This window comes from Tannerella forsythia, assembly GCF_001006485.1.
GTDB classification, from domain to species: Bacteria; Bacteroidota; Bacteroidia; order Bacteroidales; family Tannerellaceae; genus Tannerella; species Tannerella forsythia.
Genome location: NZ_JUET01000062.1, coordinates 37769 through 52907, shown reverse-complemented (window position 1 = coordinate 52907; position 15139 = coordinate 37769). Strand labels below are relative to the sequence as shown.

Here is a 15139-nt window from a genome sequence, read left to right as displayed (position 1 = left end):
TAATTTTCCTAACATAATTCGCAGGGTTTTATTCTGTAAAGATACAAATTCCTGCAAATATATGCAACTGTTTTCAATATTATTTTGTTGAATCACAAAATATTAAGCAAATATTAAGGAGCGACTATATAATATTTTTGAACAAAAAAGTATTGATATCGATTTGCTCTGTATAATTTCCGAAGTCCTTGATTACAACTTTTTGGAAGAAATCTATGTAAAAAAGAAAACACTTTTGCCCGAGCATATATTTATCTATGGATACGGTATCCCCATTGATCCCCGGTATATTCCGGAAGAAATACGGAAAAAATTTCTTCAATATGAAGAATTCAGGATAAAAAGTAAGGAATAAACGGTAATACTATATTCAAGATAACGATTGGCTATCAAAAACTATTCTTCCCATACAACATATGCTGAAATCAGCCAGTGATTAAGTTTTTCGCCATGTGATGCTTGTGCCTGTGGAATACTGAATCGTATAATATGGGTTCCGCTGTCCATGTTTAGAGGAATCTCTATCGGTGAAACCAGGCTGCCCGGACACCAGTTCGAGCGCGACAAATCAGATGAAGCTAATGACTCTTCTATTTCTTTTTCTTCATATCCTTTTTCCCCAATATATGAGGCCATACGCTTAACCAACCATACACCGGCAGATGGATTATAGCGACGAAACGAAGCGCAATCGTTTCGCCATGGGATAAACCGAAAAACCTCTGAATTGTCGACATAAATACTATGTTCCGTCGGTTTAAATTCATCTCCCCCCGAATGTCCTCCATGCCCCGTTGCGATATATTTGATCCGTACGTTTTTGGCCTTCGGAGGGATATGGAAACTCGCTTCAAGGTCCTTGCGACAAAAGATATCCGGATATGATTGTCCCATATAGTAAACCGTGTTGATAATGGGATTTACCGATATTTCTTTTGTTTTTTTACCAAAGACTTCTATATCAATATCGAGATTGACCAGAAACCCTTCTTTCGTCCAAGTGTCAATATAAATCCCTACGTATACACTGTCTTTAAATATTGAGTAAAGATGAGTGATATCCTCACTCCATTCCACGTTTTCCGCCCAACGGTCGATATAAACGGGCTTTCGTTTACTCTCCGAAGAGTCATTCTTACTGTAATAACCGACTCCAAACGGCGTCATGAAACGCATCAATTCAATCACCGGTTGATATTTTTCACTTGCGACGATACCTTTCAGATTCTCGTATTTCATACTGTCGACAAGTGGATATTGCTTCTCTCCTTTGGCAATGTTAATCATATGAATTTCAGAATTATGTGGAATAATAAAACACGAGCCGGTCTTATCCCATGGGTCTCCATCAGAAGAAAGAGTGATGTGAGCTGTCAGCTTCATCTGCAAATTCTGTTCATGGAAAGGTAAGGCGATCTTTTTTAATATGATACGTCCATTTGTGAGGTGAATGATCTTATTGGAATCGGTATAGATGTAATTTTTTTGATATAAATTCGGGTCAAAACAAATTCGTTCATTATCGAAAACTCGAACAGTCTGCCCCGAAACCAACAGGCAACCGGAAGTCCATAGCAGAATACACCAATAGAATGTTTTCATGATCTTCGTTATTTTATTTTTTTAAAGAGACAAATGTAGACACAAAAATAAAACGCACAAACTAACGTGCAAATAAAAAACATTATCGTGCATTTTTTTATACAATCTAAAAAAGTAATTCCTGCTTAGTTGAAATATTTTTGCAAAAAAAATCAATGAAGGCATGTTCACCAATTTTTGGTATGAAATATATGAATCCTTAAAAAGAAAGCCCACAAGAGCGATTCTGACGGGTATCGGCATTGCTTGGGGCATTTTTATTCTAATTTTATTAGTGGGAATTGGTTCGGCGTTTGAAAGAGGTGTATTCAAGATATTCAGTGGTTTCTCAAAAAGTATGACTTATGTTTATGCATCCGAAACGTCCTTGGGATATAAAGAAAGCCAAGCAGGTAGACGGGTCGCATTTACGGAAGAAGACTTACGGATGTTGAAAGCAGGAATACCGGAAATAACTCATATCTCTCCTGAATCCAGTCGATGGAGTACGGTTTATGCTGATGAAAAAAACGGAAGGTTTGAAATTAAAGGTGTCTATCCGGATTACTTCGAGATAAAACGACTAGAAACAGATAGCGGACGCATATTGAATATATTGGATATGCAGGAGGGCCGTAAGGTTGTTTTAATCGGGGCAAATGTCGCGGAGGTGCTGTTCAAAGATAAACACGCAACAGGGCGATATATACGTATCAATCACGAAATATACCGGATTTCAGGCACAATTAAAAACACGATATTGAGTGCTTATGAAGCTCGAACGATTTATATGCCCTATTCTACATATATACAGTCTTATGCTGATGCCAGAAACTCTCCGACGATGGTATATGCCTTGAAAGACAAGGCTGATGTGGCACAAACTAAGCATCGCGTGCGAAACTTGATGGCACGTAAATACCGATTTGATCCGAGAGATGACAATGTGTTTTATTTCAATAGTATGGAAGAGCAAGTTAAAGCATTCACAAGTTTATTCTCTATGCTGAAAAAATTTTTGTGGTTCATGGGAATAAGCACATTAGTAAGCGGGGTGATTGGGGTCGGAAACATCATGTATGCAGCAGCCAAAGAACGTACTCGTGAAGTCGGAATACGAAAGTCAGTCGGCGCAAGTGCTGGTATGATAAAGGCCATGTTTTTATGGGAAGCTGTAGCATTAACCTCTATTGCTGGTTATATCGGGATTGCAGCCGGATGGGGAGGATTGAAGATTATCGGATTGTTTATTTCGGAAGATACCGTAATGATGGAAAAGCCCGGTGTGGACCTGCCGACAACAATTGCAGCCGTATTTATTTTGATGATTTCCGGAATTCTGGCCGGATTGAAACCTGCGATATATGCCGCAGAATTAAATCCCGTCGAAGCTCTTAAAGAAGAAATTTGAATCATGAAAATAGTTAAAGCAGTAATTATCATCATGCTCTTGGGATGTCTCGGTTTTGTTCTTTACCGTGCATTGGGCAACAATAGTCAAACACAGAATTCTGACATTGTCTCAGCCGGATACCGCAATATTGAATCTAGATTGAGAATCTCCGGTATTATTCTACCGCATAAAGAAATCGAAATAAAATCTACCATATCAGGGGTCTTGGAAAAATTGTTGATACATATAGGTGATGAGGTAGATTTGGGACAGCCTATCGCACGAGTACAATATGTAAAAGACCCGATGGAACATAAGCAGCTACAAAGTCAATTAGAAGTAGCGAAAGAAAAGCTTGATCATGCGGAGGCTATTTTCAGGCGTACAGAAGATTTGTATCGAAAAGGTGTTATTACACTGGAAGAGTATGAAAATGAAAAAAGCAATTTAAGCATTCTTCATTCGAACTATCAGTCGGTTTTGACGGAAATAGGCATGCTAAAAGGTATATATGGGGAAGGGAGTATCTCCAATATTATCACAGCAACAAACAGTGGAACAATCTTAGAATTACCGATTAAAGAAGGGGGCTCTGTGATGGCTAGAGGTACATTGAGCGAGGGGACGACCATTGCAAAGATAGCAGATCTGAAGTTGTTGATTTTCAGAGGAAGTGTTCTCGAATCCGATATGGTGAACCTGCATGTCGGAATGCCGGCGACCTTTACCCTGATGGCGGCAAAAGGCATTAATCTCTATGGGACATTGAACATGATTGCACCGAAAGGGACCATTCAGGAAGGCGTTTCACGTTTTGAAGTAACTGCTAATATAGAGATTCCCGATTCATGTCGCTCATACATCAAAGCCGGATGTACGGTCAATGCCGAAATCGTTATCGACAGAAAGAAACATGTATTGGCATTAGAAGAAAAATATTTTCAGTTCAGTTATGATTCGGTCTATGTGGAAATACAAAAAGAAAACGGCGATTATGAAAAGCGTTTCTTGAAAACCGGCATATCCGACGGTACATATACGGAAATCGTTTCGGGACTGGACAGTTTGGATAGGATAAAAGTAACTGAAAACAAATAAAAAATGAGAGGAATAAATAGACTTTTATTGTTGACAATCGGTGCCTTATGTATGTATCAGTTGTATGGGAAAATTTCCATCCCTATAGCTCGACAATCGTGCAAATATTCGATCGATATCCCTGACGGTTGGGATACGATTCCCCAAAATGTCTTTCTGCAAAAATTGGGAAAATTTCCTTTGGATATCGGATTATATCCTGTCTGCCAAAAGGACTATTTTGACGGAAATTATATTTTTATAAGCTTTTTGCCAACGATGAAAACATTAAATGGTTTTAAATTCGACGCGATAGTTGAAGAAGTGCTTGCAATGAACAGGAAAAATATGCCTGCTAATGACTCATTAAAAATATTGAATAGTAAATCTGAAATCGTAAACGGTAAATATTGTATTCAAACGGAATTTTCTGCATTAAAAGACAGTATTTCAATAGCATGTTTTCAGAGTTTGTATCTTACCAAATTCGGATATATATCCGTGACGGGTTACAAAAAGCCGAATGGTACATATCAGATAAAAGACGTTTCGAAATCAGTACTTAATGGAATAAATGTAGAGAGTGATTATCAATATCAAGAGCCACAAGGGGGGGCTCGTTTTTCGGTGAAGCAGATTCTAATGGCTATAGGTATAGGTTTCGTTGTATATCTTATGTTGGCATATGTGCCGGGATTGCTAAAAAAGAAATGAAATCGTTGCTTTACATATTTCTGTTTTTGTTGCTTATTTCGTTGCATTTGAATATAGGTGGATGGTTTGTTGAATCGCAAGGTTTGTTTTATATTGCGTCATTAGGCGTACTGTTGTTGTCGGCAATTTTGATGCGTAAAGGATTTTGTATCGGCAAAGGAGAATGTCTTATTTCAATTTTGTGTACATACATACTGATTCAAATGGTAGTCAGAGGCCATGAATACGGTTCATATTGGATTTTCTCCGTGGCAATTTTATGGCTGTTGTTTTTTGCTTTCAAAAACTTGTTTCACCAAAACAGGCTTTTTGTAAAATATACTTTTTGGTTTGTTGTGGCAGGTGCCGGCTTGGAAATTCTGTACGGATTTGGTCAACTGTTCGGTTTTATTGGCAACGGAGAGAGTCATTTTATATTGGGTGGTTCATTAAATAATCCGGGTGCTTATGCCGGTTATTTAAGTGCTGTTTTTCCTCTGATACTTTCTGTTTGGCTCATATATGATAAACGCCATAAAAAGGCTGAAAATATTTCTTATGTTTTGGCTTCTTGTCTGATTTTGATGTTTTATCTCATCATTATTTCTCAATCGCGAGGTGCTTGGATTGCATGTTCGGTTGGGAGTCTTGTGGTTTTAAACAATAAGTTTCTGTTCTATAATAAAATCGTTATTTTTTTGAATACAGCGGCAAGAAAATTCGTAGCCGTTGTTTGTTCTGTTTTGCTAATAGCCATTGCCGCATACGCTTTATACCAGTATAAGGCAGATTCTGCATTCGGAAGGCTATTGGTGTGGAAAGTAGCATTGCAAAAGCCTTATCAAAATTTGATTGTGGGAGATGGAATCGGCGCTTTCGAGGCGAATTATGGGCATTGGCAATCTGATTATTTTGCAAGGGGGAGCAGTTCTGATGCTGAAAAAAAAGTGGCGGATTATGTAACTTGTGCTTATAATGAACCGTTGCAAATTTTTATTGAGCAGGGTTTATTAGGAGTGTTTTTGTGGGCAGGCATTTTTGTCGCGGCATTTCGCAGAAAAAAATCTCCATATTCGCCGTTTATTCTCGGTGCAAAAGCCTCGCTTTGTGCCATAGCAGTGTTGTCATTCGTTTCTTATCCGTTTCAGACAGCATTGATATATTTACATTTTATCATCTGCTTGGCAATAATCTTCCATAAAAAGCATACTTCGGATTTTGCCGTATTTCCTAAACTTCAATGGATATGTACGGTTGCAGGAACGATTACCCTTGCCTTAGGGTTTATCAATCTGCATGGATATAAGTTGCAGCGAGAAGGGCTAAAATCCGTATTCGAGGGACGGATAGATGCCGGTATTGAAAAATATAAAGAGGCTTACCCTATCTTGAAAGACAACGGAATATTTTTGTTCTACTATGGATCAGCGCTTGCCTTAAAAGAACAATATGATGAAAGTTCTGAACTATTGGAGCAATCTATTCGTAAAACATCAAATCCGAATGGGTATATTTTGCTTGGCAACAATTACCGGAAGCAAGGAAAATACAACGAAGCGGAAAGTGCATATAAAAATGTAATTTATCAAATTCCGTCTAAACTGTATTCCAAATATCGATTGGTACAATTGCTGTTGGAACAAGGGCGTGAATCGGAAGCTCGCCGATGGGCGAACGAAATTCTTGCAACCAAAGAGAAAGTGCCTACTACAGCAGCTAAAGAAATAAAAGAAGAAATGAGAAAATTGTTGCAATATGAATCTGTTGATAAATAATTGAATGACAGTAATTCGTGAGAGATGTAAAAGCAAAGTGCAAACAGGAGTACATAAATGTGCGAATTTCTGCATATGATAAGTAAATCAATTCAATTTTTACTTCTTATTTTTGCAATCAATATAAAACATGGATCTTCCTGATATGGATTTGAAGTGATGATTATGTAGAACTTAAAAAAAAGAATGTGCCTATGGGGACGGTATGACAAAAAAGAGATTTTATTCGGTGTATAACCGGAGCAAAGATGATGCGCCTGACAAATTTTATAAAGTGTTTTTACACAGTCGAATTTGTCAAAACTCAGAAAGCTTATTTTGAGTAAATCTTAGTGTTTGTCGAATTTTCGACGAATGTATTTAGTAAGTAATTGATTAAAAAAAACAATTTAAATTTAAGACGTGATGAAAACAAATAAAAAAGCGATTTTTGGAATGCTGGTGGCTATGGTTATGTCACTGGGAATGATGGGTGGTATTAATAGCAAAACCAATGATGTTTCTACGCAGCAATGGGCTGCTATTAGCTACTATTGCGGAAATAATTCAGAAGGTACTGCCGGTCAAGTGGTCGGAAAAGCTTTGGGAGGGTGCTTTAGTGGCGCTGCAGCAGGTATTGTAATGGCTGGTATTGCTACTGGTGGTGTTGGTTTAGTTGCTGGTTTAGCTTGGGGAGGTGTTGTTGCATCTTAACTGCAATTATAAAATTATAGATATGAATAATATGAAGAAGATAATATTGTTATTCAGTATAATTCTTGCAATAGCTGGAGGAAGTGCACTGAAAAATAAACAGATTCAAGATGTCTCAGTAAATCAAATAGGAGCCGCTGCCATATATCATGGAGTCACTAGTGAATCTGGAACATGGAGTGATATTGGAGGAGCCATTTGTAGTGCCGGAGGTGGAGCATTAGTTAATGCTGGTGGTTTGGCTACTGGAGCTGCTTGGGCAATAGGTTCAAATCCTGTCGGCTGGGCTATTGGGGGAGCCGCATTGGTTTTGTAAACTATACAATTGCATAAAGTTGCATATAAAAATGCAACTTTATGTGTTTTTCAAAGATTAAAATTACACTATGGACAAAATAGTCTTAATCTATGATATAATATATATATTCGAAGATCGGTATGAATTTAAAGGTATGAGAAGAAAGCCCATTCTAAAGATATTGTATGATTGTTTTTTTTCATCTATGAGTTGGGCATTCTTATTTGTACCTTTATATACTTTACTTTTATTTTTGATAAAAGTGCCTGTTACTTTAGGTATGATTTTAAGCATCGTATCTATATTATGTCTTTTTATGTCAGGTATATATTATGAGCGTCATCGTAATGTTTTTATTGCCAAAGACAGCATAACAAGATCTTATCTTAATAATAAGAAGCGTACTTTAATAATAGAGTATTCTGATGGGAAACGTTATAGAGTTAAAATTTGTGATTTCCCTTCTTGCGAAACTGACAAAAACAGACTTATTTGGAAACTGAAAGAAAAGGGCATACTTGAACAAAAGGATAATATATTACTCCCATTTGACAGTTCGAAAAAAAATCATAAAATGAGTCTCTGTTTTAGTGGTATAGGATTTATTCTCTCTCTCCTTGCCTTAATGACAGTAAGAGTATTTCCACACAACTATATTATTATCATAGTAGGTGTTGTGGGATTATTACTATGTGCTATGATTGGCTTCTATAGCTTTTATAAAATATTTAGGAGATAAGCTGTATGTTTCCATGTAGTTAGTGTTAGAAAACGTACTAACTGTTGAATGATACATCCTTTTAAAATGCATAAAATATTTATGAAGGAAAATAAACATTTTATTATCAGTGTTGTCATAGCAATAACCGTATCGCTTATTACATCATTGTTTTTCTATTTAGGGAAGCTCTTCGATTTTATTCCATACGGAACACATAAAGGTGGTCTCATTTCTGCTGCTGGTGTCGGAATAATAGCACTTGTTTGTTTCACGGTTATATATTGTTGGTATAGATACCAAAAGAAGAAGACCAATTAAACATCTTTTATTGGAGATATGAAAGGCAAATCTTTTTTTATAGCTATAATGATATCTTTTCTAATATGGCTGCTTCCTTTCATAGGCAGGATTTTCTTTATAGAAATGCCGATAATAGAATCTTCGGATACCGCTCAATATGATTCGGTCATATCTGAAATAACGGAGTCATTGGATAAGGACAATCATTTTGAAGCATTTCTTTTGATTTTTAAAAACAATATTTTGGGGTGTGCTATAAACATTGCCGGTGGTGTTTTTTTAGGTCTTGGAACAATCATAAATTTATTTATAAACGGATTTGCTTCTGCAGATATATTTAAAAATGTATACGATTCAGGTTTCGGACTGCATAATATTTTAAAAACAACACTGCCCCACAGTTTTGAGCTAATAGGCTTTTGGCTATCCGGTGCTATTGGTTTAAGTATTGCTTGGGAGTTGATTTTGTTTATGAGAAATCAAGATATTTTTAGTGTGAAATTTTGTAAATGGTTGGTTTTGTGGTTAACTGTTGTATTCATAATTATTCTGATTGCTGCTTTTGTAGAAGCTTATATTTCCGTAACGATGCTCTGATGGACCATTTTTTTGAAAGACTTATCCAAATTCCTAAATTATACGGAACTATTGTAGTTCTGGTATATAGTATTCTTGTGTCGGAATATATATCTTCGATCAATAAGTTGTTTATGACACGTGGTATAGAGATTACAAGCATATTAAAAACATTTATGCAATTGAATTTTGTTATGACAATTCTTTCCGGTATTGTTGTTTGGATTGTCTTATGCTTGTTATTTCATTTGACAGCTTTGCTTTTTAATGGAAAAGCGATTTTCGGAAGATTCCTTATCGCGGCATCTTATCCTTATGTTATTCCGGCAATAGTTGTATTTATCGCTATCTTGATGTTGGAAAATGTGGAAGTTCCAGATACGGATGATATTGTCCAAATACTTAAACAAAATAACAGGTTTCAATTTATCGTCAATATGGTAAACTATTCATTTATTCCGTATTACTTAATTGTTTCTTGGATAATCCATCATTTATACAGACTGAAATATCCATATGCGATGCTATCCGTAGCCGTTCCGATATGTACAATATGGGGAGTAACAGAACTTTTCAAACTGATATAGAAAGATACATGAAATATCTTGTCATTTTCATTCCCATAATTTTTTTATCTTCTTGCTACCATATTTCTGATGATATTCCAGACGATACGGCAAAAGTTTTACGTATGGCAGGCAATAACCGTTCTGAGTTGGAACGTGTATTGGAATATTACAGAGGCGACTCGTTGAAATTCAGAGCCGCATGTTTTCTGATAGCAAATATGGCCGATGAATATGCCATTGTTCCCACTGATACTTCGGATATCTATATTCGTTCTTTTCCCGAACTTAAAATGATACATGAAGAACAAGCTTGGGAGCCATCTATATCTAAAATCGGCGCGTATTTAGATTCGATAAGGTCGATAAAAAAGCCTCAAATGACAATCATTCGGGATATCAACGTCATAACTGCGGATTTTCTGATTGAAAATATCGACTTGGCATTTACTGCCTGGGAAAAATTTAATGGATCGGATGCTTATGCTTTTGAGGCGTTTTGTGAATATGTGCTCCCTTATCGTCTTGAGCACGAACCATTGAATCATTGGCGTAAAACAGCTTATGAACGTTTTGGACATTTATTGGATTCCGTAACAGGGGGTTATGATATAGCCAAAAGAGTGGTAAAAAGTAATATGATATGGTATAATGCAGGAATGTCCAAATTTCCTTATCCGCTAACACTCGATTCTCTTTTAAATCTTCACTGGGGAGATTGTGATCAGATGGCATATTGCCTGACTGCTGTATTGCGTGCCATTGGGATACCGTCGGCAATCGACTTCACACCTGTTTGGGCTAATCGTAGTGGAGGACATAAATGGAATATCGTCATAGATCGTAAAGGTCATACGGTCGATATGGGTTTCGGCCATGATGCCTCTAACGAATTTGCATATAAAATTTCCAAAATCTATCGCTTATCTTTTGCCGATCAACAATATATAAATGTAGGAAAAAACAATACAGCGTTTTCGTTTTTTTATCATCCGGATTGGAAAGACGTCACTTCGGAGTATAAAGACATGGCAATTTCAGATATACGTATAAAAACAAACAAGAAAGAAAGCGAAGGATACCTCTGCACATTCGACAATTCTATGTGGATACCCGTAGCAAAAAGTTATTTATCAGGAGATGTTTTGATTTTTAACACTGTCGGTAGAGGTGATTTCAGAAAAGAACAGATGCGTTCATACAGAAATTCGGGAGATGGCATTGTATATCTTCCGGTGGGTATACAAAACAATCGGATAACACCGTTAGCACCTCCATTGATCTTGCGGGAGAACGGATTGCAGACAATTTTGAAAGCAGAACTGAAAAAAAAACAAACGATTCATATCAATCGAAAGTATCCTAAATATGGACATATTATTCAATATGAGCGTATGATGTTAGGAGGACGATTTGAGGCATCGAACCGTTCCGATTTTTACTCGAAAATACTATTATGCGATATTAAATATATACCCGATCAACCAGTTAAGGATACATGTATTAACATGCCAAGGTCTTATCGCTATGTTCGTTATGTTGCTCCGGAACATTCGTGGGCAAATGTTGGAGATATAGCTTTTTATTCGGATACAAGAAAATTACATGGCATTCCTTTCTCTTCATCGACACATGGTGGTGGGCAAGATGTGAATCGTGCTTTCGATGGAAACATAGACACGTATTTTCATACGAATAATGAGAATGGAGCTTTCGTCGGATTGGATTTTGGGCATCCCGAACGAATTACTCGTATTCTATATTCTCCCCGTACGGATAATAATGACGTTATTCCCGGAGACGAATATGAACTGTTTTATTGGGGCAATGAATGGTGTTCCCTAGGTAAATGTATCGCGAACGGTTTTGAATTAGTATACGATAATGCACCATCAAATGCACTCTTTCTCCTTCATAACCATACGCGAGGCAAAGAAGAACGCCCCTTTACTTATGAACATGGTAAACAGATTTGGTGGTAATGAAGGTTGAAATTTTTCAAAACAAAAGAGGCGGATATATGCAATAGTGTCCTAAAAGTTTTTCCTCAGGGTAGACGAGTCCGTAGTCTGGAAGCAGATCGGCTCCTATACGAGCTTTTTTTGATTTTAGGGGTATCCCCCCCTCCTGTTGAAAGAGCTGATTTTCGGTTTCCGGCGGAGGGGTAAACGGTTCATTGATTCATTGTATCAGATCATTAGTGTCCCGTAAAAATTGGGACGGTTAACTATTAATCAAATAGCCCCGGAATAAGGGGGTCAATCTGTTCTTTGACATCATTGGAATCAGTCTTGCTGAAGAGGCCTTGGAGAGGGGGCTTGTCCGTCAATGAGATGCTGAGGATCTGCAACACCTCGTAGGTTGAGCGTTCTAACTTCATGTCATGCTGTACAATCGCCACCAAACAGTAAGTTATGATGGCCACGTTTATCTGGATGCGAGCCGCATTCTCTGTCGTACCCCAGAACTTCCTGATTTTGAGATGCTGCTTCATCCACTTGTGGAAGAGTTCGATCTGCCATTTGTTTTTGTACAAGCCAAGGCGACCTCAAGAGCTGTCAGGTGGAAGACGTTGGTAAGGAAGGCGAAGTCGCGGTCCTACTCGTCATCATGGTATCTGACAAGCCTGAGTTCTTCGGGGTACTTCTCAAAGGAAGTCTCCTCCGTCAGGATAATCTCTGAATCAGTGAGCACGTTTTCCGGAAGTCGCCGCCATCTGACGCACTTGTACCGGAGGTTTTTCTTGGCCCTCACGATGAAGAAGGAATCCCTCTTGTGAATCTTGAAGAGTTCCTTGAAGGCGTTGTAGCCACGGTCGAACACATAATACGAACCTGACTCGTAGGGAATCTCGCACATCACCTTGGAATCGTGAACCGAGGCCTTCGTGATGTGGAAGAACGCCGGCACGAAAGTTTCCAAATCGTAAAGGAAATGAACCTTCACGCCCGCCTTTCCTTTTTCGGAACTTAGCCCACCAGAAGACCGCCAGGCACAGCGGTATCGTTGTAAAGTCGAACGCATAGACGTTCCCGTTCAGATTGAAGATATCCACCACACATTTGCTCCGGGCCTGGGCCATCATGTAGAAGGCGAAGTCTTCGAAAATCCGATAGTCCCTGTCTTGATTGACCCTTGCCAGTGTCGTCTTGGTGACAGGCTTGTAGCCCGTGCTCATGTGGTAGCACTTCGGTTGATGGGCTTCCAGTGCGACAATCAGGTCGCGCAGGCTTTCACGGTTACTGAGTTGGCCAAATATCATGACAAGCAGCTGGTTCCAGCAGGTGAAGTGCTTGACATAATGGCCCCCCTTGTACTTGCGAACAAAGTCGTTGAACAGGCTTCTGTTCAGAAAAGAAGTGAGTTGAGAGAAAACATACTTTGAAACGTACATGCGTCATCCAAATCTTACAGATGGTAAATTTGCGAAATCAAATCCGTTTCACTTTAAAATCACTCGTAAAAAAACTAATTTCCAATCATTTCAAAGAACGTTTGACCCGTTTTAACGGGACAGCAATGAAGAGAACCATATAAAATAGCCGCATGAAGCAAAGGTAAAGAGATATAAAAAGAAGAAGAGGATGTACCATAAAGAATGATTTTTGATACACCCTCTTTTCATGAAAATGCAGATTTTCTCACTCAGAAAGAGTAAACCCTTCGGGGATCGTAAATTTCTCGGCCGGAATCTCTGTATTTTCCTGAATGTCAATCGCTTCCTCGATTACGGTCATTCCGCCGACCTGCGCCTCCGTCTTTAACGGAATGCCTTTCCAGAGCCACAACGTACTCAGAAATGTCTGCCCCATCTCTGTCAGTTCCAATGAAATTTTTTTGCATGGACGATCCAAGAAGTCTTCTTCACCCAACTCCTGATATTTATATTTTTCTTTTTGCTCGTCCGTCAGAGTCAAAAAGTTATTCAGTTTGTCAGGCTTCTCTATCCGTTGAACGGTCTTTGCGTCCAAATCGATACTGGCAATCGAATTACCCTCATCAAGCGTACGCATATGCTTCTCCGTACCGGCGGCGTTAACGGTCGTTTCCACCGCTTCCATCTTCCCATAGTCATCGAAATACAATGTACTTTCGACTTTCTGCCCCATCACAGTCGACACTTTTTTAACGATGCCCGACTTGATTTCATACTTGGCTTCCTGCGCCATTCCCATTCCCGCTGTCATCATCAGCAGCATCACAAACCATGTTTTCTTCATGTTCTTTCGGTTTTTAGTGTTAATAACTCATTTTGTTTTTCACATCCTCCGCTGCACGTGCCCAACGGATTCCGTGTTTTCTATGAAACAATCCGAGTGATGAGATAGTTTTGAAAAAAGTTTTTTGGGACTGCAAATCCCCGTATGTTACAAGAAAAGTCGACGATTTAATATGTTCAATTTTTTGTCTACTTTTAATCCGCCGGATTAAGTTGCTTTTGTCTTTACCGGAATGGGTTCAGAAGTTTAAAGAGCCAAGAACAGACATCAAGAGAGTTGGCGGTCACTTTTACAAGTACCCAATGGAATACTGCTATAACAAGCAGAAGAAGCGGACAGATAACATTAATCTGAGCATCTCTGTTATCCTTTTGCAAATATTTGGGCCCATTGCAAATCGACGGGCGTAGTGATTTTGATGTTTCTGCGGTTACCATCGACTAAATAAATGGGATATCCTGCAGTCTCGACGAGTGACGCGTCGTCGGTAAATTGCGGTTGGTAAGGTTGTTCGTAGGCATGGCGCAACCAGTCGGCTCGAAAGACTTGTGGTGTCTGCACGATGCGCAATCGTTCCCGGTCGAACGGACGGTTTTTCGTCCCGTCGACTTCGCGCACGGAGTCGATCATGGGAAGGACGGGGACAGCAGCTCCAAACTGTTCGGCTACGGTGAAGCACGCATTGATCACGGCTTGTGAAACGAAAGGACGTACGCCGTCGTGCACGGCAATCAGCCTGTCACCATCGGTACTTTGCAACCCGTTACGCACCGAGTGGAAACGTGTCTCTCCTCCATGCACTACACGGTGCGGTATCGTGCAATTTAATTCACGGCAGAGCATCTGCCAATAAGCTTGATGTTCTTCGGGCAGGACGAGGATCTGTTCGGCCTTTGCATCCCAACGAAAAAAAACTTCCATGGTGTGCATCAGAACCGGGCGACCGTGCAGTGGAATGAACTGTTTCGGCAGTTCGCCGCCCATACGCAAGCCTTTGCCGCCTGCCACAAGAATGACCGTGCGTCTCATGTATTATATATTATACCTGATCCAACGTATCGAGAATCTTCTTCACCTCTTCGTCGGCTTTGAAGAGTTTTTCTCTGCACAGCTTAATCAGCCGGCTGGCTTCTTTCACCTTTTCCGAAAGCACGTCTACATCCAGTTCACCGCTTTCGATATCGTGAATGATGCCCCGAAGTTTCTCAATCGCCTTATTGTATGACTCCTTTTTTTCTGCCATGGT

Annotated in this window: 16 protein-coding genes and 1 pseudogene; 10 read left to right on the top strand and 7 right to left on the bottom strand. The window is 39.0% G+C overall.

Annotation, left to right across the window (positions count from 1 at the left end; translation table 11 throughout):
- Positions 1 to 396: 396 nt before the first annotated feature.
- Positions 397 to 1602, bottom strand: coding sequence for a PNGase F N-terminal domain-containing protein (locus Tanf_RS05270; RefSeq protein WP_052449014.1), 1206 nt, complete (start codon positions 1600 to 1602; stop codon positions 397 to 399).
- A 163-nt stretch (positions 1603 to 1765) separates the two neighbouring features.
- Here Tanf_RS05270 and Tanf_RS05265 point away from each other — a divergent pair, with 163 nt between their 5' ends.
- From Tanf_RS05265 to Tanf_RS05215, 10 genes are all read left to right on the top strand, one after another.
- Positions 1766 to 2992 carry an ABC transporter permease gene (locus Tanf_RS05265; RefSeq protein WP_046825151.1) on the top strand — a complete coding sequence of 409 codons (1227 nt, stop codon included), beginning with the start codon at positions 1766 to 1768 and terminating at the stop codon, positions 2990 to 2992.
- Between the two features lie 3 nt (positions 2993 to 2995).
- Positions 2996 to 4072 (top strand): efflux RND transporter periplasmic adaptor subunit, encoded by a 1077-nt coding sequence (locus Tanf_RS05260; RefSeq protein WP_046825150.1) that lies wholly within the window; start codon positions 2996 to 2998, stop codon positions 4070 to 4072.
- Positions 4073 to 4075: 3 nt separating this feature from the next.
- Entirely contained in the window at positions 4076 to 4765 is a 690-nt protein-coding gene (locus Tanf_RS05255) for a hypothetical protein (RefSeq protein ID WP_140230665.1), read from the top strand.
- On the top strand, positions 4762 to 6519 hold the full coding sequence (locus tag Tanf_RS05250) for an O-antigen ligase family protein (RefSeq protein WP_046825148.1): 1758 nt from the start codon (positions 4762 to 4764) through the stop codon (positions 6517 to 6519). Before Tanf_RS05255 ends, Tanf_RS05250 begins: the two co-directional genes overlap by 4 nt.
- A gap of 405 nt (positions 6520 to 6924) precedes the next feature.
- Positions 6925 to 7212: a hypothetical protein gene (locus Tanf_RS15250; protein ID WP_041590860.1), complete on the top strand. Its 288-nt coding sequence runs from the start codon at positions 6925 to 6927 to the stop codon at positions 7210 to 7212.
- A 22-nt stretch (positions 7213 to 7234) separates the two neighbouring features.
- Positions 7235 to 7528: a hypothetical protein gene (locus Tanf_RS05240; RefSeq protein WP_041590861.1), complete on the top strand. Its 294-nt coding sequence runs from the start codon at positions 7235 to 7237 to the stop codon at positions 7526 to 7528.
- 70 nt (positions 7529 to 7598) lie between these two features.
- The gene (locus Tanf_RS05235; RefSeq protein WP_046825147.1) at positions 7599 to 8249 is read left to right on the top strand and encodes a hypothetical protein; all 651 of its coding nucleotides are present in this window, start codon (positions 7599 to 7601) and stop codon (positions 8247 to 8249) included.
- A gap of 318 nt (positions 8250 to 8567) precedes the next feature.
- On the top strand, positions 8568 to 9128 hold the full coding sequence (locus Tanf_RS05225) for a stage II sporulation protein M (protein WP_046825146.1): 561 nt from the start codon (positions 8568 to 8570) through the stop codon (positions 9126 to 9128).
- A gap of 113 nt (positions 9129 to 9241) precedes the next feature.
- Positions 9242 to 9694, top strand: a complete 453-nt coding sequence (locus Tanf_RS05220) for a hypothetical protein (RefSeq protein WP_140230666.1) — start codon at positions 9242 to 9244, stop codon at positions 9692 to 9694.
- Between the two features lie 8 nt (positions 9695 to 9702).
- On the top strand, positions 9703 to 11655 hold the full coding sequence (locus Tanf_RS05215; RefSeq protein ID WP_052449013.1) for a discoidin domain-containing protein: 1953 nt from the start codon (positions 9703 to 9705) through the stop codon (positions 11653 to 11655).
- Between the two features lie 248 nt (positions 11656 to 11903).
- On the opposite strand, the gene Tanf_RS16360 is transcribed toward Tanf_RS05215, so the two are convergent.
- The 6 genes and pseudogenes from Tanf_RS16360 to xseB form a co-directional block, all read right to left on the bottom strand.
- Positions 11904 to 12209 carry a transposase gene (locus Tanf_RS16360; RefSeq protein ID WP_231964089.1) on the bottom strand — a complete coding sequence of 102 codons (306 nt, stop codon included), beginning with the start codon at positions 12207 to 12209 and terminating at the stop codon, positions 11904 to 11906.
- A 62-nt stretch (positions 12210 to 12271) separates the two neighbouring features.
- The gene (locus Tanf_RS16355; RefSeq protein ID WP_231964090.1) at positions 12272 to 12619 is read right to left on the bottom strand and encodes a transposase; all 348 of its coding nucleotides are present in this window, start codon (positions 12617 to 12619) and stop codon (positions 12272 to 12274) included.
- A gap of 241 nt (positions 12620 to 12860) precedes the next feature.
- Positions 12861 to 13067: pseudogene (locus Tanf_RS16350) on the bottom strand (DUF4372 domain-containing protein); the annotation flags it as partial.
- Positions 13068 to 13314: 247 nt separating this feature from the next.
- Positions 13315 to 13893 carry a hypothetical protein gene (locus tag Tanf_RS05205; protein ID WP_014225605.1) on the bottom strand — a complete coding sequence of 193 codons (579 nt, stop codon included), beginning with the start codon at positions 13891 to 13893 and terminating at the stop codon, positions 13315 to 13317.
- Between the two features lie 363 nt (positions 13894 to 14256).
- Positions 14257 to 14922, bottom strand: a complete 666-nt coding sequence (locus Tanf_RS05200; protein WP_046825145.1) for a 2-C-methyl-D-erythritol 4-phosphate cytidylyltransferase — start codon at positions 14920 to 14922, stop codon at positions 14257 to 14259.
- Between the two features lie 10 nt (positions 14923 to 14932).
- Entirely contained in the window at positions 14933 to 15136 is a 204-nt protein-coding gene (gene xseB / locus Tanf_RS05195) for an exodeoxyribonuclease VII small subunit (protein WP_014225608.1), read from the bottom strand.
- Between the last annotated feature and the right edge of the window lie 3 nt (positions 15137 to 15139).

Bases quoted from the DNA above. Each gene is read 5' to 3' on its own strand.
- Tanf_RS15250 (WP_041590860.1), top strand. From the start codon at position 6,925: ATGAAAACAAATAAAAAAGCGATTTTTGGAATGCTGGTGGCTATGGTT.
- Tanf_RS05250 (WP_046825148.1), top strand. From the start codon at position 4,762: ATGAAATCGTTGCTTTACATATTTCTGTTTTTGTTGCTTATTTCGTTG.
- Tanf_RS05255 (WP_140230665.1), top strand. From the start codon at position 4,076: ATGAGAGGAATAAATAGACTTTTATTGTTGACAATCGGTGCCTTATGT.
- Tanf_RS05240 (WP_041590861.1), top strand. From the start codon at position 7,235: ATGAATAATATGAAGAAGATAATATTGTTATTCAGTATAATTCTTGCA.
- xseB (WP_014225608.1), bottom strand. From the start codon at position 15,136: ATGGCAGAAAAAAAGGAGTCATACAATAAGGCGATTGAGAAACTTCGG.
- Tanf_RS05205 (WP_014225605.1), bottom strand. From the start codon at position 13,893: ATGAAGAAAACATGGTTTGTGATGCTGCTGATGATGACAGCGGGAATG.
- Tanf_RS05270 (WP_052449014.1), bottom strand. From the start codon at position 1,602: ATGAAAACATTCTATTGGTGTATTCTGCTATGGACTTCCGGTTGCCTG.
- Tanf_RS05265 (WP_046825151.1), top strand. From the start codon at position 1,766: ATGTTCACCAATTTTTGGTATGAAATATATGAATCCTTAAAAAGAAAG.
- Tanf_RS05225 (WP_046825146.1), top strand. From the start codon at position 8,568: ATGAAAGGCAAATCTTTTTTTATAGCTATAATGATATCTTTTCTAATA.
- Tanf_RS05235 (WP_046825147.1), top strand. From the start codon at position 7,599: ATGGACAAAATAGTCTTAATCTATGATATAATATATATATTCGAAGAT.
- Tanf_RS05200 (WP_046825145.1), bottom strand. From the start codon at position 14,922: ATGAGACGCACGGTCATTCTTGTGGCAGGCGGCAAAGGCTTGCGTATG.
- Tanf_RS05260 (WP_046825150.1), top strand. From the start codon at position 2,996: ATGAAAATAGTTAAAGCAGTAATTATCATCATGCTCTTGGGATGTCTC.
- Tanf_RS05220 (WP_140230666.1), top strand. From the start codon at position 9,242: ATGACACGTGGTATAGAGATTACAAGCATATTAAAAACATTTATGCAA.
- Tanf_RS05215 (WP_052449013.1), top strand. From the start codon at position 9,703: ATGAAATATCTTGTCATTTTCATTCCCATAATTTTTTTATCTTCTTGC.